The organism is Kribbella alba, assembly GCF_039529635.1.
GTDB classification, from domain to species: domain Bacteria; phylum Actinomycetota; class Actinomycetes; order Propionibacteriales; family Kribbellaceae; genus Kribbella; species Kribbella alba.
Map to the genome: position 1 here is coordinate 45,213 of NZ_BAAANE010000003.1, position 25,832 is coordinate 71,044.

27 protein-coding genes are annotated in these 25,832 nt (G+C 68.0%); 15 read left to right on the forward strand and 12 right to left on the reverse strand.

Going from position 1 to position 25,832, the window contains the following annotated elements:
* The first annotated feature begins 52 nt into the window (after positions 1-52).
* Genes ABD210_RS04535 through ABD210_RS04545 form a run of 3 tightly spaced genes read left to right on the forward strand, consistent with a single transcriptional unit; the run spans position 53 to position 1,752 of the window.
* On the forward strand, positions 53-1,096 hold the full coding sequence (locus tag ABD210_RS04535) for a glucose 1-dehydrogenase (protein WP_344109063.1): 1,044 nt from the start codon (positions 53-55) through the stop codon (positions 1,094-1,096).
* Between the two features lie 57 nt (positions 1,097-1,153).
* A complete protein-coding gene (locus ABD210_RS04540; RefSeq protein ID WP_344109066.1) occupies positions 1,154-1,417 on the forward strand; it encodes a DUF3618 domain-containing protein in 264 nt (87 codons plus the stop codon).
* Positions 1,414-1,752: a GroES family chaperonin gene (locus ABD210_RS04545; protein WP_425552625.1), complete on the forward strand. Its 339-nt coding sequence runs from the start codon at positions 1,414-1,416 to the stop codon at positions 1,750-1,752. The genes ABD210_RS04540 and ABD210_RS04545 overlap by 4 nt, the downstream gene beginning before the upstream one ends.
* A 9-nt stretch (positions 1,753-1,761) precedes the next feature.
* On the opposite strand, the gene ABD210_RS04550 is transcribed toward ABD210_RS04545, so the two are convergent.
* A complete protein-coding gene (locus ABD210_RS04550) occupies positions 1,762-2,139 on the reverse strand; it encodes a DoxX family protein (protein WP_344109068.1) in 378 nt (125 codons plus the stop codon).
* An 89-nt stretch (positions 2,140-2,228) separates the two neighbouring features.
* Between ABD210_RS04550 and ABD210_RS04555 the strand changes: the two genes are divergently transcribed.
* The 7 genes from ABD210_RS04555 (at position 2,229) to ABD210_RS04585 (ending at position 8,950) form a co-directional block, all read left to right on the forward strand.
* The gene (locus tag ABD210_RS04555; RefSeq protein ID WP_344109070.1) at positions 2,229-2,699 is read left to right on the forward strand and encodes a MarR family winged helix-turn-helix transcriptional regulator; all 471 of its coding nucleotides are present in this window, start codon (positions 2,229-2,231) and stop codon (positions 2,697-2,699) included.
* A 41-nt stretch (positions 2,700-2,740) separates the two neighbouring features.
* Positions 2,741-3,337: a TetR/AcrR family transcriptional regulator gene (locus ABD210_RS04560; RefSeq protein ID WP_344109073.1), complete on the forward strand. Its 597-nt coding sequence runs from the start codon at positions 2,741-2,743 to the stop codon at positions 3,335-3,337.
* A 36-nt stretch (positions 3,338-3,373) separates the two neighbouring features.
* Positions 3,374-4,282 (forward strand): alpha/beta fold hydrolase, encoded by a 909-nt coding sequence (locus tag ABD210_RS04565; protein ID WP_344109076.1) that lies wholly within the window; start codon positions 3,374-3,376, stop codon positions 4,280-4,282.
* Positions 4,279-5,388, forward strand: coding sequence for a succinyldiaminopimelate transaminase (dapC, locus tag ABD210_RS04570; protein WP_344109078.1), 1,110 nt, complete (start codon positions 4,279-4,281; stop codon positions 5,386-5,388). The genes ABD210_RS04565 and dapC overlap by 4 nt, the downstream gene beginning before the upstream one ends.
* 229 nt (positions 5,389-5,617) lie before the next feature.
* Complete coding sequence (locus tag ABD210_RS04575) at positions 5,618-6,772, forward strand: amino acid deaminase/aldolase (protein WP_344109080.1); 1,155 nt, start codon at positions 5,618-5,620, stop codon at positions 6,770-6,772.
* Entirely contained in the window at positions 6,769-8,070 is a 1,302-nt protein-coding gene (locus ABD210_RS04580) for a D-arabinono-1,4-lactone oxidase (protein ID WP_344109082.1), read from the forward strand. Before ABD210_RS04575 ends, ABD210_RS04580 begins: the two co-directional genes overlap by 4 nt.
* 157 nt (positions 8,071-8,227) lie before the next feature.
* On the forward strand, positions 8,228-8,950 hold the full coding sequence (locus tag ABD210_RS04585; RefSeq protein ID WP_344109084.1) for a PIG-L deacetylase family protein: 723 nt from the start codon (positions 8,228-8,230) through the stop codon (positions 8,948-8,950).
* Between the two features lie 40 nt (positions 8,951-8,990).
* On the opposite strand, the gene ABD210_RS04590 is transcribed toward ABD210_RS04585, so the two are convergent.
* The 3 genes from ABD210_RS04590 to gndA form a co-directional block, all read right to left on the reverse strand.
* Positions 8,991-9,527, reverse strand: a complete 537-nt coding sequence (locus ABD210_RS04590; protein WP_344109086.1) for a DUF6817 domain-containing protein — start codon at positions 9,525-9,527, stop codon at positions 8,991-8,993.
* Between the two features lie 227 nt (positions 9,528-9,754).
* Positions 9,755-10,231 carry a DUF6319 family protein gene (locus ABD210_RS04595; protein WP_344109088.1) on the reverse strand — a complete coding sequence of 159 codons (477 nt, stop codon included), beginning with the start codon at positions 10,229-10,231 and terminating at the stop codon, positions 9,755-9,757.
* Positions 10,232-10,347: 116 nt separating this feature from the next.
* Positions 10,348-11,823: an NADP-dependent phosphogluconate dehydrogenase gene (gndA, locus tag ABD210_RS04600; protein ID WP_344109090.1), complete on the reverse strand. Its 1,476-nt coding sequence runs from the start codon at positions 11,821-11,823 to the stop codon at positions 10,348-10,350.
* A 253-nt stretch (positions 11,824-12,076) separates the two neighbouring features.
* Between gndA and ABD210_RS04605 the strand changes: the two genes are divergently transcribed.
* From ABD210_RS04605 to ABD210_RS04615, 3 genes are read left to right on the forward strand one after another with little or no spacing between them, the layout of a single operon-like run.
* Positions 12,077-15,280 (forward strand): DUF2961 domain-containing protein, encoded by a 3,204-nt coding sequence (locus ABD210_RS04605; RefSeq protein WP_344109092.1) that lies wholly within the window; start codon positions 12,077-12,079, stop codon positions 15,278-15,280.
* Positions 15,280-16,926, forward strand: a complete 1,647-nt coding sequence (locus ABD210_RS04610) for a family 43 glycosylhydrolase (protein ID WP_344109094.1) — start codon at positions 15,280-15,282, stop codon at positions 16,924-16,926. The genes ABD210_RS04605 and ABD210_RS04610 overlap by 1 nt, the downstream gene beginning before the upstream one ends.
* 11 nt (positions 16,927-16,937) lie before the next feature.
* Positions 16,938-17,474 carry an isochorismatase family protein gene (locus tag ABD210_RS04615; RefSeq protein ID WP_344109096.1) on the forward strand — a complete coding sequence of 179 codons (537 nt, stop codon included), beginning with the start codon at positions 16,938-16,940 and terminating at the stop codon, positions 17,472-17,474.
* 25 nt (positions 17,475-17,499) lie between these two features.
* Here the strand turns inward: ABD210_RS04615 and ABD210_RS04620 are convergent, their stop codons facing one another.
* Together ABD210_RS04620 and ABD210_RS04625 are read right to left on the reverse strand one after the other, a co-directional pair.
* The gene (locus ABD210_RS04620; protein ID WP_344109099.1) at positions 17,500-17,781 is read right to left on the reverse strand and encodes a hypothetical protein; all 282 of its coding nucleotides are present in this window, start codon (positions 17,779-17,781) and stop codon (positions 17,500-17,502) included.
* A gap of 244 nt (positions 17,782-18,025) precedes the next feature.
* Positions 18,026-18,424 (reverse strand): VOC family protein, encoded by a 399-nt coding sequence (locus ABD210_RS04625; protein ID WP_344109102.1) that lies wholly within the window; start codon positions 18,422-18,424, stop codon positions 18,026-18,028.
* A 14-nt stretch (positions 18,425-18,438) separates the two neighbouring features.
* On the opposite strand from ABD210_RS04625, the gene ABD210_RS04630 reads away from it, so the two are divergent.
* Positions 18,439-18,762 (forward strand): hypothetical protein, encoded by a 324-nt coding sequence (locus tag ABD210_RS04630; protein WP_344109104.1) that lies wholly within the window; start codon positions 18,439-18,441, stop codon positions 18,760-18,762.
* On the opposite strand, the gene tyrS is transcribed toward ABD210_RS04630, so the two are convergent.
* Positions 18,746-19,951, reverse strand: coding sequence for a tyrosine--tRNA ligase (gene tyrS, locus ABD210_RS04635; RefSeq protein WP_344109106.1), 1,206 nt, complete (start codon positions 19,949-19,951; stop codon positions 18,746-18,748). The genes ABD210_RS04630 and tyrS overlap by 17 nt on opposite strands.
* 234 nt (positions 19,952-20,185) lie before the next feature.
* Here tyrS and idi point away from each other — a divergent pair, with 234 nt between their 5' ends.
* Positions 20,186-20,767, forward strand: coding sequence for an isopentenyl-diphosphate Delta-isomerase (gene idi / locus ABD210_RS04640; protein ID WP_344109899.1), 582 nt, complete (start codon positions 20,186-20,188; stop codon positions 20,765-20,767).
* Between the two features lie 7 nt (positions 20,768-20,774).
* Here the strand turns inward: idi and ABD210_RS04645 are convergent, their stop codons facing one another.
* The 5 genes from ABD210_RS04645 to ABD210_RS04665 form a co-directional block, all read right to left on the reverse strand.
* The gene (locus ABD210_RS04645; protein WP_344109108.1) at positions 20,775-21,788 is read right to left on the reverse strand and encodes a 2-dehydropantoate 2-reductase; all 1,014 of its coding nucleotides are present in this window, start codon (positions 21,786-21,788) and stop codon (positions 20,775-20,777) included.
* Positions 21,789-21,945: 157 nt separating this feature from the next.
* Positions 21,946-22,905 (reverse strand): ABC transporter permease, encoded by a 960-nt coding sequence (locus ABD210_RS04650; RefSeq protein ID WP_344109110.1) that lies wholly within the window; start codon positions 22,903-22,905, stop codon positions 21,946-21,948.
* Between the two features lie 11 nt (positions 22,906-22,916).
* Positions 22,917-23,843, reverse strand: coding sequence for an ABC transporter permease (locus ABD210_RS04655; RefSeq protein WP_344109112.1), 927 nt, complete (start codon positions 23,841-23,843; stop codon positions 22,917-22,919).
* Positions 23,840-24,853 (reverse strand): ABC transporter ATP-binding protein, encoded by a 1,014-nt coding sequence (locus ABD210_RS04660; RefSeq protein WP_344109114.1) that lies wholly within the window; start codon positions 24,851-24,853, stop codon positions 23,840-23,842. Before ABD210_RS04660 ends, ABD210_RS04655 begins: the two co-directional genes overlap by 4 nt.
* Positions 24,853-25,830, reverse strand: coding sequence for an ABC transporter ATP-binding protein (locus ABD210_RS04665; protein ID WP_344109117.1), 978 nt, complete (start codon positions 25,828-25,830; stop codon positions 24,853-24,855). Before ABD210_RS04665 ends, ABD210_RS04660 begins: the two co-directional genes overlap by 1 nt.
* Positions 25,831-25,832: the final 2 nt, after the last annotated feature.

The following is a 25,832-nucleotide window of genomic DNA, read 5'->3' on the forward strand; positions in this document are numbered from 1 at the left end:
GGTACCGGCGGGGTGACTTGCGCGCGGTGACGCACCGGAGTGGAGTGGATGCATGAGAGCGATGACGATAGTGCCAGGCAAGGCCGACTCTGCTTCGCTCGGCGAGGTCGGCGAGCCACCGGAGGACGACGGCTCGATCCTGGTCGAAGGACTACTGGCCGGGATCTGTGGCACCGATGTAGAGCTCACCTCCGGCGCCTTCGGCAGCGGCCGCCCCGGCTCGGATCACCTGATCCTCGGGCACGAGTCGCTGGGCCGGGTGCTGGAAGCGCCACCCGGCTCTGGTTTCGCCGTCGGTGACCTGGTCTCGGGAATCGTCCGGCGGCCCGACCCTGAGCCGTGCCCGGCCTGTGCCCGCGGTGAGTGGGACTTCTGTCGCAACGGGCGATACACCGAACGCGGCATCAAGGACATGGACGGATACGGCTCGGAGCGCTGGCGTGTCGACCCGTACTTCGCCGTGCCGGTGCCCGCCGAACTCGGGCGCCTCGGCGTATTGGTGGAGCCGGCAAGCATTCTGACCAAGGCGTGGGACCAGGTGGACCAGATCGGAGCCCGCTCGTGGTTCCGGCCCGAGCATGTCCTGGTCACCGGTGCCGGTCCGATCGGCCTGCTGGCAGCGCTGATCGCGGGGCAGCGCGGGTACACCGTGCATGTGCTGGACCGAGCTGCCGACGGACCGAAGCCGCAGTTGGTGCAGGCGCTCGGCGGGCAGTACATAACCGACCTGTCCGACCTGCAGGTCACGCCGGACGTCGTGATCGAGGCCACCGGCGCGGGGCAGGTGGTGGTGGAGACGGCCAAGCTGCTGGGGTGGGCCGGGGTGCTGTGCCTGACCGGGATCTCCCCGGACCCGCAGCCGATCGACGTACAGATGGATGCGCTGACAAGGCAGCTGGTGATCCGCAACGCGGCCGTGGTCGGGTCGGTGAACGCTGCCAAGCGGCACTACGCCGATGCCATCGAGGTCTTGCTGACGGCGGATTCGGCCTGGCTGGAACGGCTGATCACCCGGACGGTGCCGCTGTCCGAGTGGCCCTCGGCACTGACCAAGGAGCCCGACGACATCAAGGTGGTCGTCGACCTGCGGGGCTGACCTGCGAGGCTGACCTGACAGGATGGGGACCAACGATTCGAAGGGAGCGTCGGACAGGTGTCGGACACGAAGGCTCGGACGGCCGAGCAGATCGAGGCGGACATCGCCGCCACCCGTGCGCGACTGGCCTCGACCGTGGACGAACTGGTCGACCGCGCACATCCCAGGAACGTCGCCAGGCGCGAGGTGGAGAAGGCCAAGGCGCAGGTCTTCGACGAGCGCGGTCAGCTGCGGACCCAGAAAATCGTCGCGGTCGGTGGAGCTGCCGTCGGCGTGATCGCCCTACTGCTGCTGATCCGTCGGCTGGTGGGTCGCCGGTGACTCCTCGCAAGCGGCTCTCCGACGACAAGCTCCCGATCCGGATGCTGCACGACCGGGTGCTCGTCTCGCTGGAGGCAGAAGGCGAGCGCAAGTCCTCGGCCGGCATCCTGATCCCGGCGACGGCGCAACTGGGCCGTCGGCTGGCCTGGGCCAAGGTGGTCGCGATCGGTGCGAACGTCCGCACGGTCGAGGTGGACGACCGGGTTCTGTTCGACCCCGAGGACCGGGCCGAGGTCGAGGTCCGCGGCGACGACTACATCCTGCTCCGCGAGCGCGACCTGCACGCGGTAGCCGCCGGCCGCCTCGAAGACGGCCAGACGGGTCTCTACCTGTAGTTGCCGTCCTCAGAAGCTGTTCGGGCCGAAGCGGAAAATGGCCACGAGCAGGGTGAGGATCAGCAGCACTGTGTTGACGGCGGCATTCTGGTACTCCTTGCGCCGGACGTGCGTGATGATCGCGCCGATCATGATGATCGCCAGACCGCACGCGGCGAGCGGGGTCAGGATCGGCGCGATGTCGAGCGCGGCCGGCAGGATCAGGCCGAGGGCGCCGAGTACCTCCGCCGTACCGATGAGCTTGACCGTCCCGGCAGAGAAGTCCTCGGTCCACGCGAAGTTCGGGTTCTTGCCCAGGTTCTCCTTGGATTGGCTGAGTTTGGTGGCTCCCGCGACGAGGAACAAGGCGGCCAGCACACCGGCGACGATCCACAGAAAGACGTTCATGGTCTGCTCTCAGTAGTTAGTTGATACTTCAAGTGAGACCGTACGCGGAACTGACTTGAAGCGTCAACTAACGGGCGTAGAATGTTTGCATGTCGGATGAGGTCGAGTGGTTGGAGCCGGAGGAGCTACGCAGCTGGATGACGCTGGCGGCGCTGATGTTCAAGCTGCCCGGCGCCCTCGACTACCAACTGCAGCGGGACTCGGGGCTCACGCACTTCGAGTACACCGTGCTGGCCGGCCTGTCGGAGTCGCCGGAGCGTTCCTTGCGGATGAGCAACCTGGCCGGGTTCGCGAACGGGTCATTGTCGCGGCTCTCGCACGTCGTGAAGCGGCTCGAGCGGCGTGGCTTCGTGGAGCGCCGACCGTCCGAGGACGACCGCCGGATCACGGTCGCCACGATCACCGACGCCGGTTTCGAGCAGTTGGTAGCGGCCGCACCCGGACATGTCGCGACAGTGCGGAAGTACGTCATCGACGCGCTCAGTCCGGAGCAGCTCCAGCAGCTCAAGGTGATCGGCGACCAGATCCTGGAGAAGGTCGATCCCGACAAGGATTGCTGATTGCTTGCGGTGAATAGAACGGCCGTGCTTTTATTGGTCGCGTGAGCAAGGGCGAGGAGACCAGAGCGGCGGTGCTCGACGAGGCCGCGCGGCTGGTGAGCGTCGCGGGGCTGGGCGGTGTGACCATCGGCCTGCTCGCCGACCGGACCAACCTGTCCAAGAGCGGCCTGTTCGCCCATTTCAAGTCGAAGGAGCAGTTGCAGGTCGCGGTGATCGAGCGAGCCAGTGACCTGTTCGCCGAGCGGGTTGTCAGACCGGTTGTCAAAGCTCCCCGGGGTGAACCGCGACTGCGCGAACTCTTCGACCGTCTACTTCGCTGGGACAACGGCGATCTGTCGCTGCCTGGCGGGTGCTTCTTCACCAGCGTCTCCGCCGAACTGGACGACGCTCCGCCCGGACCGGTCCGCGACCGGTTCCTCCAGGCCGCACGCGACTACCTGGACACACTCGTCACGGTCTTCTCCAGCGGTGTGAGCGAGGGGCAGTTCACCTCGGACATCGACCCCCAGCAGTTCGCCTTCGACCTGAAGGGCGTGCTGATGTCGTACCACCACGCCAGCCGGCTGCTGGCCGACCCCAAAGCCGAGGATCGCGCCCGCACCGCCTTCGAGGCGTTGCTCGACGCGGTCCGGAGCTGAACCTTCCCTGCACCCCGAATCCCTGGAGCTCCGGATATGGCGGCAAAGAAAAGCACGAACGGTCGGACCTTGGGCTTCGCGATGCTGGAGCGAGCCGCGCCGGGCGTCGGGGCGATGCTGCTCGACCGCATCTGGTTCCGACTGCCCGTGGTGTCCGAGAAGGCTCGCCGGCTGCGGGTCGAGCTGCCTGAGCCGACGCTGTTCGAAGTCCCCTTCGGTGAAGGAACGCTGCACGGCACGTCCTACGGCGACGGCCCGACGATCTACCTGGTCCATGGCTGGGGTGGTTGGGGCCTGCAGCTTGCCGCCTATATCCCGCCGCTGCTCGCGGACGGGTTCCGTGTCGTCGCGTACGACGGTCCGAGCCACGGTTGCTCGTCGGCCGGCGCGGAAGGTCCGCACCGGAGCACGATGCCGGAACTCGCCGACGCCTTCGAAGCGGTAGTCGCCGCACAAGGTCCGGCGTACGGGGTGATCGCTCATTCGCTGGGCGCGGCGGCGGTCTCACAGGCGTTGAAGCGGGGTCTGCGCGCCACGAAGATCGTGTTCCTGGCGACGGCGACGGACTTCCGGCCGACGCTCGACCTGTTCCAGGCGTACCTCGGCTTCGGCCCGCGCGTCCGTGATCGGTTCCTGCGACGGTTCGCCCGCAAGTTCGGCCCGATGGAGGACTTCGTGGTGTCCTCGGTGATCGAGAAGCTGACGGGGCTGCCGGAGTTGCTGGTGATCCACGACCGGGGCGACCGCGAGACGCCGTACGAGGGCAGCGTCAGGCTTGCCGAGGTCTGGCCGGGCGCGAGGATCGAGCTCACCGAGGGCCTCGGACACAACCGGGTCCTGTGGGACCCGGCCGTGGTCGAGTCGGCCCGTTCGTTCTTCGCTGCGTCCGAGGACCGGGCGCCCGGCGATCAGGTGGGGACCGCGCAGGAGACAATGCAGGGGTGACCTTCACGTCTACCTCCAGCCGCCTGCCCGATTTCCCCTGGGACAAGCTCGCCCCGTTCAAGCAGAAGGCGGCCGCTCATCCCGACGGCATCGTCGACCTGTCCATCGGCAGCCCGGTCGACCCGGTTCCGGACCTGGTGAAGAAGGCGCTCGCCGACGCGGCCGACGCCCCGGCGTACCCGACCACCATCGGTACGTCGACCGCGCGCCAGGCCGCGGTCGACTGGCTGGCCCGCCGCCTGGACGTGCCGAACGTGGACCCGCAGGACGGCGTGCTGCCGGTGATCGGCACGAAGGAGCTGATCATGCTGCTGCCGACGCTGCTCGGCATCGGCTCGGGCGACACCGTGCTCATCCCGGACCTGGCCTACCCGACGTACGAGGCTGGCGCCGCGCTCGCCCGCGCGACGAGCGTCCCGGTCGCCGACCCGACGTCGTACGACGCGGGCCCTGTGCGAGTCGCCTACCTCAACTCCCCGCGGAACCCGTCCGGCGAGATCACCTCGGCAGTCGACCTGCGTGCGGCCGTCGAGTGGGCCCGGGCGAACGACGTGCTGCTGGTGAGCGACGAGTGCTATGCCGAGTTCGGCTGGGACGCGCAGCCCGTGTCGGTGCTCCACCCGGACGTTTGCGGCGGCAGGTTCGACAACCTGCTCGCGGTGCACTCGCTCTCGAAGCGGTCGAACCTGGCCGGCTACCGAGCGGGGTTCGTCGCCGGTGACGAGGCCGTTGTCGCCGAACTGCTCGCGGTTCGCAAGCACGCCGGGCTGATGGTGCCGTCGCCGATCCAGGCAGCGATGGCGGCGGCGTTCGCGGACGACGCCCATGTCGACGAACAACGCGCACGGTACATCCGCCGCCGGAGCGTTCTGCGCCAGGCGCTCACCGATGCCGGCTGGGCGATCACCTTGTCGCAGGGCGGGCTCTACCTGTGGGCCGAGCACCCGTCGTACGACGCCTATGGATCGGTTGGTGCACTGGCCGATCGGGGAATTCTGGTGGCACCGGGCGCTTTCTACGGCACGGCAGGGCAGCGGCATGTGCGGGTGGCGTTGACCGGCATCGACGAGCGGGTCGATGCAGCGGTGAAGAGGCTGCAGGAGTAACCGAACCTTGGGCGCGGGTGTGACGTCCTCTCCAGTGAATGCCTCGGCGTCAGCGCGGTACGTCATCAAGGCAGCACTGGACCCGAAGGTCTACACCGTCGTCCCGAGCATGGTCCCGAAGACCTATCGAGCCGGCTGCCCGGTGGCGCCGTCCTCGCTGCGGCTGCTGTCATCGAGCTGCCACAAAGATGTACTACCTTTCAGTATTTCTTCGGCTTAAACTCCTGACATGGCTGACTTCGACAGGTACGAGCGGCTCACGGCGGACCTCGAGCCGCCGTACGCGGTGGTCGACCTCGCTGCGTTCCGGCGGAACGCGGACGATCTCGTCCGGCGTGCTGCCGGGACGCCGATCCGGGTGGCGTCCAAGTCCGTGCGCTGCCGCGTGCTGATCGCCGAGGCGCTGGGGCGGCCGGGGTTCCACGGCGTGATGAGCTACTCGCTGCCGGAGGCGCTGTGGCTCGCGCGCAACGGGGTTGACGACATCCTGATGGGCTATCCGACCGTGCATCGGGCGGCATTGCGCGAGCTCGCCGGCGACGCCGAGGCAGCCACGCGGATCACGCTGATGATCGACGACATCGAGCACCTCGCGTTCATCAAGGCGGCCACCGGAGGCGGCGAACGCATCCGGGTCTGCCTCGACGTCGACGCCTCACTGCGAATCCTCGGCCAGCACCTCGGCGTAAGGCGGTCGCCGCTCCGCACTCCCGCCCAGGTGCTCGCGCTGGCGCGAACCGCGGTCGACGACGACGCCTTCGAGTTGGTCGGCGTGATGTTCTACGAAGCGCAGATCGCGGGGCTGCCCGACACGTCGCCCGCAGTGCGCTGGATGAAGCGCCGGTCCGCGGCCGAGCTCGCCGATCGGCGCGGCCTGATCGTCGACGCGGTCAAGCAGGTCGCCCCGCTGCAATTGGTGAACAGCGGCGGCAGCGGCAGCATCGAGGTCAGCAGCGCCGACCCGGCTGTCACCGAAGTCACCGCCGGCTCCGGTCTGTACGGCCCGACACTCTTCGACCGGTACGACGTGTTCCAGCCCGAGCACGCGGTCGCGTACGCGCTCGGCGTGGTCCGGCGGCCGGCGCCGCGGATCGCCACCCTGTTCGGCGGCGGGTATGTCGCATCCGGTCCGGCCAAGAAGTCCCGCCTGCCCTCGCCGACCTGGCCCACCGGCCTCGGGCTGCTCGGCACCGAGGGAGCCGGGGAGGTCCAGACCCCGGTGCAGGGAGAATCGGCTCGCGGCCTGCGGATCGGCGACCGCGTCTGGATGCGCTATGCCAAGGCAGGCGAGATGCTGGAGCGGTTCGACCGGCTGTACGCGATCGACGGCAACGAGCTGACCGAGCTCGTGACGTACCGGGGCGAGGGGAAGAACTTCGGATGAGCACCTGGCGCAACTGGGCCGGCACCGAATCGGCGACCGGCGTGGAAACGCTGCGCCCGCGCTCCGCCGATGAGGTTTCGGCCGCGGTCAAAACGGCCGTCGAGCAGGGCAAGAAGCTCAAGGCGGTCGGAGCGGGCCACTCGTTCACCGGGTGTTCGGTCCCGGAGCAGGTGATGGTCCGGCTCGACGGGCTGGCCTCGATCACCAACGCCGACAAGGAATCCGGACGCGTCACGGTCGGCGCCGGGACCGGCCTGGCGAAGCTGAACGCGGGGCTAGCATCCTTCGACCTTGCGATGGCGAACCTGGGCGACATCGACAAGCAGACCATTTCCGGCGCGATCTCCACCGGCACCCACGGCACCGGCGCCCGGCTCGGCGGACTGGCCACCCAGGTCGTCGGGCTCGAGCTGGTGACAGCCGACGGCTCGGTGCTGAACTGCTCGGCCGAGGAGAACGCCGACGTGTTCGCGGCCGCGCGGGTCTCGATCGGCGCGCTCGGCGTGATCACCTCGCTGACCCTGCAGACGGTGCCCGCGTTCCTGCTCCGGGCGCAGGAGATGCCGCTGGCCCTGGCCGAGGTGCTCGGCGGCTTCGACGAACTTGCCGACGGCAACGATCACTTCGAGTTCTACTGGTTCCCGCACACCGAGCTCGCGTTGACCAAGCGCAACAACCGGGTGGCTGCCGGGGTCGGCGCATCGCCGGTCGGCCGGATCCGCGGCTGGGTGGATGACGAGCTGCTGTCGAACCGGGTCTTCGAGCTCACCAACAGGCTGGCCGTCCGACGGCCCGCGCTGGTGCCGCGGATCAACCAGCTTGCCTCTCGGGCGTTGTCGGCCCGCGAGTACGTCGACGCGTCGTACAAGGTGTTCTGTTCACAGCGGAACGTGATCTTCCGGGAGTCCGAGTACGCCGTACCACGCGAGCAGGTGGTCGAGGTGGTCGACCAGCTGCGCGCGTGGATCGACCGGTCGGGGGAGCGGATCCCGTTCCCGATCGAGGTCCGGGTGGCCGCCGCGGACGACATCTGGCTGTCCACGGCGTACGGGCGCGACACGGCGTACGTCGCGATCCATCAGTACCACCGGCTCGCGCACGACAAGTACTTCGACGCCTTCGAGCGGATCGTGTCCGCGTTCGGGGGGCGGCCGCACTGGGGCAAGCTGCACACGCTCGGCGCGGAGCAACTGCGCGAGCGATACCCCCGGTTCGACGACTTCATGGCGGTGCGTGACCGCCTGGACCCCGGCCGAACCTTCACCAACCCCTACACCCGCCACATCCTCGGCGCCTAGGCGGCGCCCTGCGTGATGCCTTGCGTGGCGCCTCGCGTAGTGCCTTGCGTCCGAAGTACTGAGGGTCCTGCCCCGCGGTTGTTCGGACGCTGTTCTTTTGCCGCGCTTTGGGGCAGAACCGTTCCCGGTGGCTTGTGCCGGGCTTAGCCTTCGGAGCATGACTGCACCCGAGCCGTTCGAACCGTTGACCGAGGACTGGAACAAGGCCCTTGCCGTCGTCGCGCATCCCGACGACCTGGAGTTCGGCGCCGCCGCGGCGATCGCCCGCTGGACCGCCCAGGGCAAGGAGATCGTCTACTGCCTGCTCACCTCCGGCGAGGCGGGCATCGAAGGCATCCCGCCGGCCGAGTGTGGTCCGCTGCGCGAGGCGGAGCAGATCGAGTCCGCCCGGATCGTCGGCGTCTCCGAGGTCGAGTTCCTCGGCCAGCCCGACGGCACGATCGAGTACGGCGTACCGCTGCGCCGACTGATCGCCACGGCCGTGCGACGGCACCAACCCGAGATCGTGATCACGAACAACTTCCGCGACACCTGGGACGGCGACGTCATGCTTAACATGGCGGACCACATCAACACCGGCCGAGCCACCCTCGACGCGGTCCGCGACGCGGCCAACCGGTGGATCTTCCCCGACGACGGCGAACAGTGGAAGGGCGTCCGCCAGGTCTGGGCCGGAGGATCACCCCAGGGCCGCCACGCCGTCGACACCACCGACACGTTCGACGTCGGCGTGAAGTCCCTCCAGGCCCACAAGGCCTACATCGACGGCCTCAACTGGCCGCACTTCGACCCCGCCGAATTCCTGGAAGGCATCTCCCGAGCCTCCGGCACCCGGCTGGGCACCACCTACGCCGCCCCGTTCGAGGTCTTCACCCCATAACCCCAACGCGGCTCCGCCCTCAGAAGGCCGAGGGTTGGGGTCAGAGCTGGAGGACGCGGTAGGCGTCTGCGAGGACGGCTGGGGAGGCAAGGGACTGCCAGCGGGGGATCAGGTCCTGGAGGTAGGGGCGGAGCTTGGCCCCGAGCTTCGGGGCGTGGTCGAGGACGTCCAACTCGTTGACGATGGTGAGGTCGACGAATTCGCGGAGCTCCGCGGCCTCGAGCTCTTCCGACGTGCCGGTGAAGCGGTCCGCCACGGTGTGGTGCTCGGCGAGGTCGCGCCAGCTGGTCTCTCGATCGCAGGAGCCGTAGCGGTAGACGAGCTGCTCCGCTTCGGGGCCGATCACGGCTTCCAGCACGGGGCGTTCCTGCTGCCAGTCGAACAAGTGGGTCGGGAAACCATCGGTCCCGTACGCCGCGTGCGCGAGCCCCGCGATCACCAGGGTGTCGGAGGCGCCGAGGGTGGTGAGCCGTTTGGCGACCCGGTGCAGGTGCACGTAGAGCGTGCCGCCCGCGTGGTCCAGCTCGTCCGCGCCGCGAACCAGCAACAGCGATCCCAGGTCTTCGAAGGTGCTCATCTGACCTCTTCTGCTGAGGAGCGGTCAGGGCCCGACAGGACCGGCCCAGGGGAACACGGTACGACGGCGGGTAGGCCGTCGCCCATCAAAGCGGCGTGCCGGATCGGTCACACTGCGGCAACCACAGGGTCGTCCGCAGGCCACCGATCCGGCACCTCCTCATCACCTTCCCCGGGTGCTCCGCGCCGGACGCCTCGGGCTCGAAGACCTGGGAAGCCTGGTGGGTGTTACTCGTCGAGCTCGGCGAGGGCCTTGCGGGCGGCCTCCAGCTCGGCCTCGAGGGCGGCGACCTTCGCGGCCTGCTGCTCGCGGGCGGCGTCGATCACCTCGTCGATCGGGCCGGACAGGTCCTCGTGCAGCTCCTTGGCCGCACGCGAGACGGCGGCGGCCGCGACGAGCAGGTTCTTGGCGATGTAGCTGTTGCCCTGCTTGAGCTCGGCCTTCCACTCGCCGTCGGCGGTGCCGGTGACGGTCAGCGTCAGCTCGAGCGTCTTGGTCTTCTTCGGCGCGGCCTTCTTGGCCGGTGCGCGCTTCGGCTTCTCCTCAGCGACGACCGGGCCGGCGTCGACCTCGGCTTCGGCTTCGGCGACGTCGGAGACAACCTCCGACGCAGGTGCCGAGTCAGCGGGAGAGGTGACAATCGCGTCGTCGGGAGTGTCGGCGACGTCGTTCTGAGCTTCTACTGCCAAGGTGTCTACAGTCATCGTTGCGGCGATCTCCCTGAGTGACATGGATCCCGCCGAAGCGGGCTGGCGCTGAGAGTGTATTAGAACACATGTTCGATCCCCAGCGCCAATCGCCGCTCCCCAACCTCAGCAGGTCAGGCCGACTGCTCCTTGCGGTCGCCGGACCAGTCGAGGTGGAAGGCGCCCTCGCGGTCGACCCGGTGGTAGGTGTGTGCGCCGAAAAGATCACGCAGACCCTGGATCAGCGCGGCCGGCAGGCGCTCCGCCCGCAGTCCGTCGTAGTACGAGAGGGCGGCCGAGAAGCCCGGAGCCGGTACGCCGACCGTGGCGGCCGTCGCGACCACCCGGCGCCAGGCGTCCTGGCCGTTCGCCACAGCGTCCTTGAAGTAGTCGTCGACCAGCAGCGACGGCAGGTTCGCGTCCCGGTCGTACGCCTCCTTGATCCGGTCGAGGAAGCGGGCCCGGATGATGCAGCCGCCGCGCCAGATCTTCGCCATCGCGCCGAGGTCGATGTTCCAGCCGTACTGGTCGCTGGCCGCGCGGATCGCGTCGAAGCCCTGCGCGTAGGCGACCAGCTTGGAGGAGTAGAGCGCGTGCCGTACGTCGTCGATGAAGGCGTCCCGGTCGACATCCGCCTTCGCTTCGGAAGGTCCGGGGAGTACGCCGGCCGCAGCCTTCCGCCGTACGACATCTCCTGACAGCGAGCGGGCGAAGACCGCCTCCGCCATGCCGCTCACCGGGATGCCCAGGTCGAGTGCGACCTGCACGGTCCAGCGGCCGGTGCCCTTCTGCTCGGCCTGGTCCAGGACCATGTCGACGAACGGCTGGCCGGTGGACTCGTCGACCTGGCTCAGCACCTCGGCGGTGATCTCGATCAGGAAGGACTCCAGGTCGCCGCTGTTCCACTCGCGGAACACACCGGCGATCTCGGTCGCACTGAGGCCGAGCACGTGCCGGAGCAGGTCGTAGGCCTCGGCGATCAGTTGCATGTCGGCGTACTCGATGCCGTTGTGCAGCATCTTCACGAAATGGCCGGCGCCGTCCGGGCCGACGTGCACGCAGCAGGGCTCGCCGTTCACGTGCGCGGCGATCTTGGTCAGCATCGGCTCCAGCGCCGCGTAGGACTCGGGTGAACCGCCGGGCATGATGCTCGGCCCGTTGAGCGCGCCCTCCTCACCGCCGGAGACGCCCGCACCGACGAAGTGCAGTCCCTTCTCGCGGAGCGCGTCCTCGCGGCGCCGGGTGTCGGCGAAGTGCGCGTTGCCGGCGTCGACGACGATGTCGCCCTTGTCCAGCAGCGGCACGAGTTCGTCGATCACAGCGTCGGTCGGCTCACCGGCCTTGACCATGATGATGATCTTGCGCGGCTGCTCCAAGGATGCGACCAGCTCGGGCAGGTCGGCCGCGGGGGTGAACTCGCCCTCGTGACCGAACTCCTTGATCAGCGCGTCCGTACGGGCCTGGGACCGGTTGTGGACGGCGACGCGGAACCCGTTGCGCGCCAGGTTCCGGGCCAGGTTGCGGCCCATCACCGCAAGGCCGGTGACGGCGATCTGGGCTGGAGCGCCTGACCGGGGTGTCGCGGTGGGGTCAGAAGCTGCAGAGCTCATGGAATCTCTCCTGCGGGGTGAGTGCTGGAATTCTGGCTGCCGTACCAGTCTGTCGCCCGTGGCAACCGCCTGGTCAATGGGGCCAACCCGTGGACCGCGCCGCGGATTCCATCGGCGGGGCAGAGCTGCGCACGCCCGCGCGTATTACCAGTTCGTGCGCACCAACTGAAAGCGTTCGAGCTCTTCTCAACCAGGCGGATCCAGTGATAGGAATCTGAGAAATCGATTTCCCGGCCTCCGGAAGGTCCCGCCCATGACCCCCTTGCTGCGCCGAGCCGCCGCCCTCGCCCTAGGCGCCTTGCTCGTGCTGCCCGCCGCTCTCCCCGGCGCCTCGGCCGCCTCCGCCGCACCAGATCCGACTCGTACTACGGCCGCGAGCGCGGGCGGGAACGGGCCGGTCGGGTGGGACGTCTACCGCCGGCTGGACCGGTTGCCGGAGTTGCAGAACGGCGTCCGGACCAAGCAGTTCTCCAGCTTCGGTCGCGACGGCACGAACAACGACGGGTTCGACGGCAAGTACTCCTGCTTGCGCACGACCACGGCAGGCTGCGTCATCGCCGAGGACTCCGGCCCCGGCGAGATCGCCTCGATCTGGTTCACCCGCGACGAGGGCGATGTCCGCAAGACCGGCAAGATCACTGTCGAGGCCGACGGCAAGACGGTCCTTGACGCCTCGCTGCAGGACGTCGTCGACGGCAAGCTCGGCGCACCTTTCGTCTTCCCGCTGGTCGCGAACGCCCTCCAGACCTCCGGAGGCGTCTATCTTCGCGTGCCGATGCCGTATCAGAAGTCGATGCGGGTGACGGTCCAGAACAACCCGCTCTTCTATCACGTCGACTACCGCGAGTTCCCGGACGCGAGCGGCGTCAGCACGTTCGACCCGACTGACAAGGCCGAGGACGTCGTCGCCCTGCTCAACAGGTCCGGCACCGCGGACCCCAAGCCGAAGGCCGCCGGCGCGAAGACCATCGCCAAGGGTGTGGACCTTGCCCCCGGCAAGCAGCTCACCCTCGCGGACAACTACGGGCCGGGCGAGCTGAGCGCACTCCGGCTGAAGCTCCCGCAGCTCGTCGGCCTCGACCTGAAGTCGTTCGCCGATGACGGCAGGGCGTTCGTCGGCGGCAGCCAGTTCACGGTGAAGGTCGACCCGGCCAACACCGGTGTGAAGCTGATCCGCCGGATGGACCTGCGGATCGGCAACCAGCGCGCGAGGATCGTCGTCGACGGCGTCCAGGCCGGCGAGTGGGCTCCGCTTCCCGCCAAAGGCGCGCAGTGGGCCGACCAGGTGGTCGACCTGCCGGCGAGCGTGACCGCGGGCAAGTCGCAGCTCCAGATCCGCAACGAATTCGTCTCGTCCGACCTCGACTTCAACGAGTTCACCTACTGGGCCGATTCGATCGTCGGTGGTGCTGCCAGGCGCACCGACACCGTGGACGTCGGTCCGGATCACCTCGCCGACGAGCAGGCGCACGGCTACAGCATCACCAAGCAGAACTGGAGCGGTTCCCACTCGATGCCGTACGCCGCGACCGCCGAGGACGCTGCCCGGGTGAGGTCGTCCGACGCGCTGCTGGCGGGTGTCCGCGTGCAGGTCACGGTGGACGGGAAGAAGCGCGTCGACGCCCCGATCGGCGAGTTCTTCGGCTCCGGCCTCGGCGAGAACGAGGTCCGCTCGCTCTTCTTCGCGATGGACCCGAACGGCTGGTACTCCTCCTGGTGGCCGATGCCCTACCTGGCCCGAGCCACCGTCGCTCTGGTGAACACCACGCAGTACAGGCTCTCCGGCCAGGCGGAGGTCACCGCGGCGCGCAACTCCGGGATCGAGCTCGCCACCGGGAAGACCGGCTATTTCACCGCTAGCTCGCATCGCGGTGAAGCCACCTTCGGCAGCGACTGGACCATCGCGGACGCCACTGGACGCGGCAAGTTCGTCGGCGTCTCGCAGACCATGGAGGGACTGCAGCCGGACGGCAACACGCGCGGCTACCTCGAGGGCGACGAGCGCGTCTACGTCGACGGCGAGCGAACGCCGGCGATCCACGGCACCGGCACCGAGGACTACTACGAGTCCGGCTGGTACTTCAACCAGGGCACATACTCCACGCCATTCCACGGGAACTCCGGCCACGAGGTCCAGGCGGGCGACTGCATGAACGAATGCGACAGCGCGTTCCGGCTGCACATCACCGACTCGATCGGCTTCCAGAACCAGCTGACCTTCGGTATCGAGCACGGCCAGCAGAATGACCATCCGGCCGTCTACGGCTCGACCGCCTTCCTGTACTCCGCTGGGCAGTTCGGCGCGCGGGAGACCGACCGGATCGACACAGGCTCCGCCCGAAGCCGTCAGCAGCATGGGTACTCCGACGGCCCGTCCACGCAGGCGGATCTGACGAGCGTCTACGAAGGTGATCACGACGACACCGCGCTGACCGACCTGGTCCGCTCCGGCACCACGCCGATTCGGTTCACGGTCACGGTGGATCCGGCCAACCGCGGCGTGACGTTGCGGCGTACCAGCGACCAGAACGTCGGCTGGCAGTCGGCGAAGGTGGTTGTCGACGGCAAGGACGCTGGCATGTGGCTGCAACCGCTCGGCAATGATCGGCAGCGCTGGCTGGACGACAACCACCAGTTGCCTGCGGCGCTGACCTCCGGCCGGAACAAGCTCGCGATCGAGCTCCAACCCAGCGGCCCAAGCTGGACGGCGGCCGCGTACGCCGTACAGTCCCTCGTCCTCCCGTACTCCGACCAGCGGGCTCCCGCGCAGGTCGCCGACGTCAAGGCGCAAGGGCGCACCGACAACGCGATCACGCTGAGCTGGTCCGACACGGCGGACGAGAGCGGGATCGCCCGCTACAACATCTACGCAGCCAAAGCCGGCTCGGCCGAGAAGCTGATCGGCAGCAGCTACCTCCCGGGCTTCGTCCACAGGGGAATCGGCCTGCATGAGACCTGGACGTACCGGGTATCCGCTGTGGACCTGGCTGGGCACGAGGGCGGCAAATCGGCTGCGGTCGAGGCAACCTCTGGCAGCACTCTCCGGGTGGAGGCGGAGTCGTTGTTGCCAGCGGTGTCAGCGACCGTCCCAGTAGACCCGCAGGGCAGCTGTTGTGGGGCGAACTGGTCGAACGGCAGTCAGCTCTGGATCCACGGCACCAAGGCGGGTGACAAGGTGGTGCTCGAGTTCGCGGTGCCGACCACAGGGAGCTACAAGCTCTCCACCGTGCTGACCAAGGCGGCGGACTATGGGATTGCGGATATCAGTGTCGACGGCAACAACCCAGTCTCCTTCGACGGCTATGTGGCGGCCGGTGTCACTACTCAGAAGGTCGGCCTCGGCACCGCCACACTTGCCGCAGGCAAGCACCAGCTGAGCATCGCGCTGACCGGCAAGAACGCGGCCGCGATCGGCTTCCTGGTCGGCGTCGATCTGCTCGACCTGGAGCTGAGCTGATGATGTCGAGGAGAATGATCGCCGCATTGGCCGCGGGCGCTCTACTGGCTGTGGCGCCGTTGTCAGCCGCTGCCGCCGACCCGGTCCGCAGCGTGCCCTTCGTCAAGGTGGACAAAGTGGTTGCCGCTGGCAAGTTTCAGAAAGTCTACGACCCGAGTGCGGGCGAGACCGGTCGCTGGTACTACAACGACCACACGCTGGTGCAGGACCGGAAGACCGGCACCTGGCACGTGTTCGCGATCACCCATGCGGAGCCCGCGAACCCGCTCGACGAGACGAGCTTCGGCCACGCGACCGCGCCGTCACCGAGCGGGCCGTGGACCAAGCAGCCGCCTGCGTTGGTCGCGGATCCGGCCGCGGGGGAGAGTCACATCTGGGCGCCGTATGTGCTGTACGACTCGGGGATTTACTACATGTTCTACGCAGGTGGGACGGCCGACCACGCGGCGTACAGGATGCAGCTCGCGACCTCGACGGATCTGGTGCACTGGACCAGGGACGCGGCGAATCCCCTGTTCACCGACGGGTTCGACGGACGGGACCCGATGGTGCACAAGGTCGGCAACCAGTGGGTGATGTTCTACACCGCCAACTCGACGCCGGGCGGCGGCAACCACATCGTTGCCTATCGGACCAGTCCGGACCTGCTGCACTGGAGCGAGCGGAAGACGGCCTTCCAGCATGCGCAGAGCGGCACGTTCGGTGGGCCCACCGAGTCGCCGTTCGTGGTCCAGCGGGGCAACGACTGGTACCTCTTCAGCTGCTGCGACGGCGGCTACGAGTCGACCAAGGTCTACAAGAGCAAGGACCCTTTGCGCTTCAGTGCCGATCAACTGGTCGGCACTATCCCCGCTCATGCGGCCGAGGTGGTCCAGGATGGCAATCGGTGGTACGTGACCGGCGCAGGCTGGGGCAAAGGTGGGCTCTTCCTCGCACCGTTGGACTTCGATGCCTTGCAAGTCACGACGGGCCGGGTAGTCAGCACGAAGTACTACCGGGCCACTGTGCAGACCAGGCCGAGGGCGGCGTTGACGTCGCTCGAGGTCGATCCGACGGGCCGGGGAAACTACCAGCCCGCGCTGGACTCGTCATCGCGGTCGAGCGCGCCGTATCTTGCCGTCGGCACCTTCGGTGCCACGGACACGGCCGGAGCCGCGCGGCAGGTAGTTGCCCAAGGCACGAGTCTGCGGCTCGGCGGAATCAGCTTCGGCGATGAGCCCGTAACAGCGGACTGGACCTTCGACTTCGGGGCCGAGACGTTCGACACCAGCCTGCGCTGGACCGTGGTCGGGCCGACCACCGCGCCGGTCTGGGAGGTCGCGCTCACCATCGACTCGGCGCTCGGAGACCAGGGCGATCCCGGCGGGTTCGGCCGGAACGGAGATGTTGCCGGATTCCCCGACTGGTCGATGGCGACCGGTCCAGGGCTGAGCGTCATCACGGCCTATCGGCACGGCTCGGCGTGGTCGGAGGACAACCATTGGTACGACCCGCCGAACGGAGCCGTCGCCTGGCAACCCCTCTGGCAACCAGGCGGACGTGCCTTGCCGCCGGGCTCGTACGACGGCGGTACGTGGCGTTTCGCCTTCTCGGCCAGCCCAGCAGACACCACCCTTGCCGATCAGATTGCCGCCGACCTCAATTAGGCTCCGTAGGTGTGAGCACACTCGCACTGGAACCTCGTCGTACAGCACTGGTGCTGATCGATCTGATGCCGCGGATCATCGCGCTGGACACCGCGCCGCTGTCCGGCCGGGACGTGCTGGACCGGTGCATCGCGCTGGCCCAGGCGACGCGGTCGGTCGGGGGACTGGTCGTCAATGTCCGGGTCGAACGCCCCGGTGTGGGGGTCCAGCCCAACGGCAGCGAGTTCGCGCCGGAGCTCGACCCGCAGCCCGGTGACCTGCAGTTGGTCAAGCGCACGGTCGGGGCGTTCTACCGGACCGGCCTCGACGACGTCCTGCGAGCCCGGGACATCGACACCGTCGTCCTCGGCGGCATCGCCACGAACTTCGGCGTCGAGTCGACCGGCCGGGCGGCCGATGACCACGGTTACAAGACGATCTACGTCACCGACGCGATGACCGGCCTGGACGGACGGGCGCACGACTTCGCCGTCTCGTACGTCTTCCCGCGCTTCGGCACCACCTGCACCGGCACGGAGTACGTCGCCGCTCTGAGCCCGCAGTCCTAAGGGCGCTGCGTAGGCAGCCGCAGTCTCAGGGTGTATGGGTGTCCAGGTAGCGGAGCCGATGGCGGATCGCAGCGGAGACCTCGGGGAGCAGGTCGTTGGCGTGCTGGTTGAGCTGCCAGCTCCGGTTCGACGCCCGGTCCACGGCGATCCGGCAGTCGCGCATCCACGCTTCGGCGCTCTGCTCGGCAGCCCGGGGCAGGGAGATGTACATCGCGGCCAGGCTGAGCAGCACGCTGTCCCCGACAACGCGGTCCGTGAGATCTACGCCGGTCATCGCCTGGTACTCCGCGATGAACGGCGCGAGCACCGGAGCACGCTGTCCCCGACAACGCGGTCCGTGAGATCTACGCCGGTCATCGCCTGGTACTCCGCGATGAACGGCGCGAGCACCGCCAGAGCCCTCGTTCGGGGGCTCCGGGACAGCCAGAACATCCGTACCCGGTGAAGCAACTGGTTCACCGTGCGACCTCCTCACGTACCCCTCGACGACGCTACCCCGTCCTCCGGTGCCCTCGGTAGGAAGCTGACCCTTAGTTTGCGTCGACGGCTGATCAGTGCGGCGGCCAGTCGCCGAGAGGCTTGCCGATCTCCCAGTGATGGCCGAAGGGATCCTCGATCCGCCCCAGCAGCCACCCGTGTTCCTCGGCTACCGGACGTATCTCGGTCGCTCCGACCCTCACCGCCTGCCGCAGGACGGCGTCCGGGTCGTCCACGATCAGCAGCAGCCTGGTCGTGCTCCCGCCGACCGACTCGGGACTGAAGTTGCCGTGCGGCGGTGATTCGTCGGCCACCCAGAAGGTCGCCTCCCCGACAGCCAGCTGAGATACCACCGACGGCTCTTCATCGGTCCCGCCGACGCGATAGATCTCCTCAGCCCCGAACGCGGCCTGGTAGAACTCCACCGCCGCCCGCCCCCGCCGTACTGAAAGCTGCGCTTGAATGCCGACCATGTGGTCTCCTTCTGATGTCGGCAGCAGTCTCTCGTAGGCGGGCGAGGAAGACGATGCCGGCCGCCACCTCGGCTGTAGTGGCCGCGCGGTTGAGCGGGCCGGCCGGGCCGAACTCAGCCGTGCGCCGGATGCTGGTCGAGGCCGGATTCGCCGAGCCCGAGTTCGAGAGCATCGAGGAACTCATGTCCTTCGGGCCGGACGTCGAGACGGCCGAGCGATTCGCCCTCGGCGCCCTCGGCTGGCTGCTCGACCCACTCGACCCGCCGGCCCGCGACGAGGCGCTCAGAACGCCTCGGCCAGCCCGCGGGCCCCCATTTCGGCTCAGCCGGTGGTTCTGATCCGGTGCCAGGTGCGTCGGCCGGAGCGGAGAATAGTCCCGTCGATGAGTTCGAGCTTCTCCTCGGGGTCCGTCTTCTTCGCGCCGCCCACAAGCACCGCACCCTGGCTGATCAGCCGGCGGAGCCCGGAATTGCTCTCGTCCGGACGGGCCGCCTGAAGGAGTTCGAGGACGGTTGCCGAAGGAGCGTCGAAGGTGACCTCAGGGATGTCGGTGGGGGCCTCGCGCTTGCTGAAGGTGGCGGTGAAGGCATCCAGTTGCGTCCGCGCTGCGCCGGCGCCGTGGTACCGGGTGACCACGGCCGACGCCAGCCGGAGCTTGGCGTCCCGGGCCGGCGGACCGCCTTGGATCGCCGCCTCACCAAGGGCGGCGACGATGCCGAGCGGGAGTTCGGTGTAAACGCGGGCGTACGTCTCCACGAGCGAATCGGGCAGGCTCATCAGCTTGCCGAACTTGTCCCGCGGGGTGTCGGTCAGCGCGACGTAGTTGTTCAGCGACTTCGACTGCTTCGGCCCACCGTCGAGCCCGGGTGTGATCGTGCTGGTGATGACAACCTGCGGCGACGACCCGAGCCGTTGCTGGAAATGCCGTCCCAGCTGTTCGTTGAACAACTGGTCGGTGCCCACGATCGTGAGATCGCTGCTCATCGCGAAGCTGTCGTAGCCCTGCAGCACCGGGTAGATCAGCTCGTGCAGCGCGATCTCCCGTCCTTCGGCGATCCGGGTGCGGAACATGTCCCGAGCCATCAGTTGCCCGTGGGTGACTTGACTGAACAACCCGAGCAGAGTCGCCGTGTCCATCGAGCCGTACCACTCGGAGTTCCGTCGTACCTCGAAGACCTCTGGGTCGGTTCGCAGCACGAGCGAAAGCTGGGTCAGGAAGGCCGCCGCGTTCGCTTCGATCTCGGCCGGCGTCAGCACCGGCCGGGTCTCGGACCGACCGGTGGGATCACCGATTCGGGTGGTCAGGTCGCCGAGCAGGAAGACCACCTTGTGCCCGAGATCCTGCAGGTGCCGCATCATCCACAGATTCACCGCGTGGCCGAGATGCAGGTCGGGCGCCGTGCAGTCCACGCCGAACTTGATCCGCAGCGGCCGGCCCGATCCCAGCCGCTCGATCAGGTCGGCCTCGCCGACGATGCCGTCTGTCGTACGCCGTAGTCGCTCGACCACGGCGGTTACGTCTGTCATGGGGATCTCCTCGAGAAGGTCAGGAGGCACCCCGGCAGTAGCGCCTCCGGCAACGGAAAGAGGCAGGAACCGGACTGGTTCCTGCCTCGGAGGCTCTGGGTGTGGAGCGACTGTGGGTACTACCGAACGCCGGCTCCTCCCAGAGCCGGTCGATACTGCGCGAGTCGCTTGATCACCCGGTCAGGCTAGCAGTTTCGGCGGCCGGTTCTCGAAGCGATTACGCTCGGTCGGGTGATGACGGAGAAGGTGGTCCTGCTGGACGAGGCAGGCCGGGCGATCGGGAGCCAGGACAAGGCGACGGTCCACCACGCCTCGACCCCGCTGCACCTCGCCTTCTCCAGCTATGTCTTCGACTTCCACGACCGGCTGCTGCTGACCCGGCGGGCCTTGACCAAGCGAACCTGGCCCGGCGTCTGGACCAATAGTTGCTGTGGGCATCCGCTTCCGGGGGAGGCGCCCGAGGATGCCGTCCGCCGCCGGCTGACCGACGAGCTCGGGCTCACCGCGACCGAGGTCGGGTTGGTGCTGCCCGAGTTCCGGTATCGCGCGGAGATGCCGGACGGAGTCGTCGAGAACGAGCTCTGCCCGGTGTATCGGGTCCGGTGCACCGGTGAACCCACGCCGGACCCGGCCGAGGTCGCGGAGTACAGGTGGGTGGACTGGGCTGAGCTGGGGGACCCCGACGCTCGGGCCGAGCTGTCGCCGTGGTGCGTGCTGCAACTGAACGAACTCGAGCTCCTCGGGCCTGTACCCTCCGAGTGGCCGCTTGCCGAGGCGGGCTTGCTGCCGCCCGCCGCCCGAATGGCCGTCGACTAGACAAGCATCAGCGTCCGCTCGCCGTTTTCGTCAGCTCGCTGAGCAAGGCCGATCCCGTCCAGCCCTCCCTGGGGCCGGACTCGGCTGCGCGGATGAGGTCGATCAGCTTGGCGTTGACGGGCGCCGTACGGCCGAGGGACTCCGCCAGCCGGACCACCTCGCCGTTGATGAAGTCCACCTCCGTACTCCGGCCCGCCCGGAGGTCTTCCCACATCGAGGTCCGGGCGAGCGGGTCGATCGCCAGGGTCTTGTTCGCGAGCCGTTTGTAGAGGAAGTCCGGCAGCCGCAACATGGCTGGCAGGTGTTGCGGCGGGATCACCATGAGCCGAGCGGGCTTGATGCCTCCGGCTTTGAGGAGCGCGAGGGTCTCCGCCTGGGCGACGGCCAGGCAGCGCCGGTAGTCCCGCTGGGAGAGCTCATCGCGCAGCGGAAGATCGGACAGCGCGTTGACCGGGTTGTTCAGGTTCAGCAACAGCTTGGCCCATTGCACCGGGAGGATGTCCGCGTGCCGGGTCAGCGGCAGTCCGGCCCGTGCGAAGGCGTCAACGTAGTCAGCGAGCGCTGGGTGCTCCTCAATATCAAGGCCGCCCGCTGTGCCCTGGTGGAAGGAGCCGCCACCGCGGTTCAGCACGTTGAAGGGGACCATGCCGGACAGCACGATCCGGTCCTTCAGACGATCGCGGAGGATGTCGCCGTTGCGGAGGCCGTTCTGGAAGCTGACCACGATCGCGCCCGGCTTCAGCAGGTCGGCCAGTTCGTCGGCAGCGGCCTCGGTGGCCGCCGACTTCACGGTTACCAGCACCAGATCCGCGTCAGCGGCTGCCGCCGGAGCTGTTTCGTAGCGGACCGGCCGCACCAGGAGATCCGCGCCGAGATAGTCGGTGAGCTGCAGACCGTGCTCGGCGAGCTCGTCCGCCAACCGCTGCCGGCCGATGAACACCACGTCCGTGCCAGTCGCTGCGAGTCTTCCACCGACGTAACAGCCGATGCCGCCGGCTCCGTACACAGCGATCCTCACCACGCGGCCCTCCTCGGTGGAGCCACGGTGGCCCCAACGATGATTCTTGCTGCTGGGAGGGGCCAAAGAGGGGAGCGCGGCGGAGCAGCCGGTGCCATTGCTAGCCGCTCCGCCGCTGGAGCCGATCCACCGATCCCCCTCCCGCCGGTGGACCTGCTGGTCAGTGCAGCCGCACGCGTGGGTCCAGGACGGCGTACAGGATGTCGACCAGGATGTTCGAGACGACGACTGCGGCGGAGGCGAACAGGACGATCCCGATGATCACCGGGAGATCCTGCTGGTTGATCGCGACCACCGCGGTCTGACCGAGTCCTGGCAGGCTGAACACCGTCTCGATGACGACCACGCCACCGATCAGCTGGCCGAGGTCGATCCCGAACTGCGTGACCACCGGGGTCAGTGCGCTGCGCAGCCCGTGGCGCACGATCACGCGGCTCTCCCGGATGCCCTTCGACCGCGCAGTACGGATGTAGTCCTCACCGAGCACGTCCAGCATCGAACCGCGCGTCAATCTCGTGTACGTCGCGGCCAGCAACAAAGCGAGCGCGATCCACGGCAACACCAGGTGCTGCACCCAAGCCCCCAGGCCCTGGGTGATGCCGACGTAGCCGCCTGCTGGGAACCACGTGAACCCGGCAAGCGTGAGCCGGAAGTACAGGAAGTACAGCAACAGCAGGCCGAGCAGGAACGACGGGAACGAGTAGAAGAACAACGAGAACAAGGTGAGTCCGCGATCGGCCAGCGAGCGCGGATGCACCGCGGAGATCACCCCGTTGAACACTCCGAGCAGCAGCCAGATCACGGACGCCCCGAGCGCCAGTGACAGCGTGATCGGCAACGCCTGCCCGATGATCGTCGTCACCGCGACCTGGTGGTAGTAGTCGTAACCCAGGTTGCCTTGCAACGCGTTCTCGATGAAGTGCAGGTACTGCTTCCACACCGGCAGGTTGAGCCCGAGCCGCTCCTTGATCATGGCGATCGTCTCTGGGGTCGCCTGGCGTCCGGCGAGCGTCTGGGCGACATTGCTGGGGGCCACGAAGAACAGGGCGAACACAGCCATCGTGATCAGCCAGAGCACCAGGATGCCGTGACCGATCCGGCGGATCAGGAACAGAACCATCAGACGCCTCCTCAGCGCAGTCGGTCGGCCCGGGGATCGAAGGCGTCCCGGACGCCGTCGCCGAACAGGTTGAACGCCAGCGTCGTGGTCAGCAGCGCGAGACCGGGGAACAGGATGAACCACCACGCGGTCGTGTAGTAGTTCTGCGACTCGCTGATCATTCCGCCCCAGTCGGCCGTCGGTGGCGCCAGGCCGAGTCCCAGGAACGACAGCGTCGCCTGGGTGACGATCACGACCGGGATCAGCAAGGTGGTGTAGACGATCACCGGCGCCAGCACGTTCGGCAGGATGTCGACGAACATGATCCGGGTGTCGCCGGCCCCGAGCGAGCGCGCGGCCTCGACGAACTCCCGCTCCCGCAGCGACAGCACCTGGCCTCGCACGATCCGGGCCACCGACGCCCAGCTGAAGAAGCCGATCACCAGCACCGTGATCGTGAGACTCGGCCCGGTCACAGACACCAGCGCGATCGCCACCAGCAGGAACGGCACCGACAGCACCACGTCGATCAGCCGCGCCAGGATCGTGTCGACAAGGCCACCGAGGAATCCCGCGGCGAGCCCGAGAACGATGCCGACGGCAACAGTGATCGCGGTGGCGAGTACGCCGACCAGCAGGGAGACCCTCGCTCCATAGGCGATCCGGACCAACACGTCGCGACCGAGGTCGTCCGTGCCGAGCCAGAAGGTGCTGTTGGGGCCGCGGGGCAACCCGTCCGGGGTCAGCCCGACGGCGCGGTACTGCTCGTTCGGCGGGTGCCCGGTGATCGCCGCGAACACCGGCGCGAAGATCGCCATCAGCACGATCAGTAGGATCACCGCGAGCGAGATCATCGCCACGCGGTCCTTCCGCAACCGGCGCAGCGCCAGCCGGAACGGGCTCCGGCCTTCGATCTCGCGCGCCGGTAGAGCCTCCAGGACCTCGAGTGCGGCGGTCATGACGCCCTCAACTCCGGTACTGCCTTCGACAGGTCCTCGCCGCGCTGCAACGGGAAGAAGCAGGCGGCCTGGTGGTCCGGGTGGTCGTCGCCGACCGGTTCCAACAGCGGCTCGGTCGCGGCGCACTCGGCCTTGGCCTTCGGGCACCTGGTGTGGAACCGGCAGCCGTTCGGCGGGTTCGTCGCGGACGGGATGTCACCCGTGAGGATGATCCGCTCCCGGCTGTCGGCGGTGTCCGGATCACTCACCGGCAGGGCGGAGAGCAAGGCCCGCGTGTACGGGTGACGCGTCCGCTCGAACAACTCTTCCGTCGGTGCGAGCTCCACGATCTTGCCCAGGTACATCACCGCGATCCGGTCGCTCACATGCCGGACCACCGACAGGTCGTGCGAGATGAACACGTACGTCAGGTCGAACTCCTGCTGCAGATCGGCCAGCAGGTTGATGATCTGCGCCTGGATCGACACGTCCAGGGCAGACACCGGCTCGTCGCAGATCACCAGCTTCGGCCGCAGCGCCAGCGCCCGGGCGACCCCGATCCGCTGCCGCTGTCCACCCGAGAACTCGGCCGGGAACCTGTTGTAGTGCTCGGGGTTCAGCCCGACGAGCTCCATCAGCTCCTGGACCTTCTTCTTCCGCTCGGTGCCGGACGCGATCCCGTGGATGGCGAACGGGTCCCCGATGATCGAGCCCACCCGCCGGCGCGGGTTCAGCGACCCGTACGGATCCTGGAAGATCACCTGGACCTCCCGGCGGAGCGGCCGCATCGCCCTTCGGGACAACCCGGTCAGTTCCCGCCCGTCGAACCACACCTCCCCCGAGGTCACGTCGTACAGGTGGGCCATGCAGCGGGCCAGGGTCGACTTGCCGCAGCCGGTCTCGCCGACCAGGCCGAGCGTCTCACCCCGCTTCACCTCCAGGGAGACGCCGTCGACCGCGTGCACGACCTCCTTGCGATGGGTCGGGAACTCCTTGCGGACGTCCTGAACCCTCAACAACGGTTCAGTCATCAGGCCACCGCCTCAGTGGTGTCGTGGTCCAGCCAGCAGGCCGATTGGTGCCGCGGGTCTTCGAAGACGTCCGTCAGCGGCGGGGTCTCCGTCCGGCAACGGTCGAACACATGCGGACACCTAGCGGCGAACGGGCACCCGGCCGGCAGGTTGATCAGGCTGGGCGGGCTACCGGCGATCGGCGTCAGCCGCTTGCCGTTCTGGGACGGCAGTGAGGCCAGCAGGCCCTGGGTGTAGGGATGGTGGTTTCGGTAGAAGATGTCCCGGCGCGGAGCGTGCTCCATCACCGCGCCGGCGTACATCACGATCACCTCGTCGGACATCTCCGCGACCACGCCGAGATCGTGGGTGATCAGGATGATCGCGGTGCCGAACTCCTCCTGCAGGTTGCGCATCACGGTCAGCACCTGGGCCTGCACCGTGACATCCAGCGCGGTGGTCGGCTCGTCCGCGATCAGCAACGCGGGATCCAGCGCCATCGCCATCGCGATCATCACCCGCTGCCGCATCCCGCCGGAGAACTGGTGCGGGTAGTCGTCGATCCGCTCGGACGCCCGCGGGATGCCGACCAGCGTGAGCAGGTCGGCGGCCCGGCGGCGCGCCGCCTGCTTGGAGATCTGCCGGTCGTGCGCCTGGATCATCTCCACGATCTGCCAGCCGATCCGGTAGTGCGGATGCAGGCTGGACAACGGGTCCTGGAAGATCATCCCGATCTCCGCCCCGCGCAGCCGCCGCAACGTCGCGGCGTCCGCGGTGATCAGGTCCGTGCCGTCGAAGTACGCCGAACCGGAGACCTGAGCGCCGCGGGTCAGACCGGTGATGGTCTGGGTGGCGACGCTCTTGCCCGAACCGGACTCGCCTACCACCGCCAGCGTCTGACCTCGCTCGATGTTGAAGGACAGCCCCCGGACGGCGCGGACGATGCCGTCCGGGGTGTCGAACGAGACCCGAAGGTCCCGAACTTCTAACAGCGCCATGT

Coding starts and splice junctions, on each gene's coding strand:
- ABD210_RS04535 (WP_344109063.1), top strand. CDS start 53: ATGAGAGCGATGACGATAGTGCCAGGCAAGGCCGACTCTGCTTCGCTC.
- ABD210_RS04550 (WP_344109068.1), bottom strand. CDS start 2,139: ATGAACGTCTTTCTGTGGATCGTCGCCGGTGTGCTGGCCGCCTTGTTC.
- ABD210_RS04555 (WP_344109070.1), top strand. CDS start 2,229: ATGTCGGATGAGGTCGAGTGGTTGGAGCCGGAGGAGCTACGCAGCTGG.
- ABD210_RS04565 (WP_344109076.1), top strand. CDS start 3,374: ATGGCGGCAAAGAAAAGCACGAACGGTCGGACCTTGGGCTTCGCGATG.
- ABD210_RS04575 (WP_344109080.1), top strand. CDS start 5,618: ATGGCTGACTTCGACAGGTACGAGCGGCTCACGGCGGACCTCGAGCCG.
- ABD210_RS04580 (WP_344109082.1), top strand. CDS start 6,769: ATGAGCACCTGGCGCAACTGGGCCGGCACCGAATCGGCGACCGGCGTG.
- ABD210_RS04585 (WP_344109084.1), top strand. CDS start 8,228: ATGACTGCACCCGAGCCGTTCGAACCGTTGACCGAGGACTGGAACAAG.
- ABD210_RS04590 (WP_344109086.1), bottom strand. CDS start 9,527: ATGAGCACCTTCGAAGACCTGGGATCGCTGTTGCTGGTTCGCGGCGCG.
- ABD210_RS04595 (WP_344109088.1), bottom strand. CDS start 10,231: ATGACTGTAGACACCTTGGCAGTAGAAGCTCAGAACGACGTCGCCGAC.
- gndA (WP_344109090.1), bottom strand. CDS start 11,823: ATGAGCTCTGCAGCTTCTGACCCCACCGCGACACCCCGGTCAGGCGCT.
- ABD210_RS04605 (WP_344109092.1), top strand. CDS start 12,077: ATGACCCCCTTGCTGCGCCGAGCCGCCGCCCTCGCCCTAGGCGCCTTG.
- ABD210_RS04610 (WP_344109094.1), top strand. CDS start 15,280: ATGATGTCGAGGAGAATGATCGCCGCATTGGCCGCGGGCGCTCTACTG.
- ABD210_RS04625 (WP_344109102.1), bottom strand. CDS start 18,424: ATGGTCGGCATTCAAGCGCAGCTTTCAGTACGGCGGGGGCGGGCGGCG.
- ABD210_RS04630 (WP_344109104.1), top strand. CDS start 18,439: ATGTCGGCAGCAGTCTCTCGTAGGCGGGCGAGGAAGACGATGCCGGCC.
- tyrS (WP_344109106.1), bottom strand. CDS start 19,951: ATGACAGACGTAACCGCCGTGGTCGAGCGACTACGGCGTACGACAGAC.
- idi (WP_344109899.1), top strand. CDS start 20,186: ATGACGGAGAAGGTGGTCCTGCTGGACGAGGCAGGCCGGGCGATCGGG.
- ABD210_RS04650 (WP_344109110.1), bottom strand. CDS start 22,905: ATGGTTCTGTTCCTGATCCGCCGGATCGGTCACGGCATCCTGGTGCTC.
- ABD210_RS04655 (WP_344109112.1), bottom strand. CDS start 23,843: ATGACCGCCGCACTCGAGGTCCTGGAGGCTCTACCGGCGCGCGAGATC.
- ABD210_RS04660 (WP_344109114.1), bottom strand. CDS start 24,853: ATGACTGAACCGTTGTTGAGGGTTCAGGACGTCCGCAAGGAGTTCCCG.
- ABD210_RS04665 (WP_344109117.1), bottom strand. CDS start 25,830: ATGGCGCTGTTAGAAGTTCGGGACCTTCGGGTCTCGTTCGACACCCCG.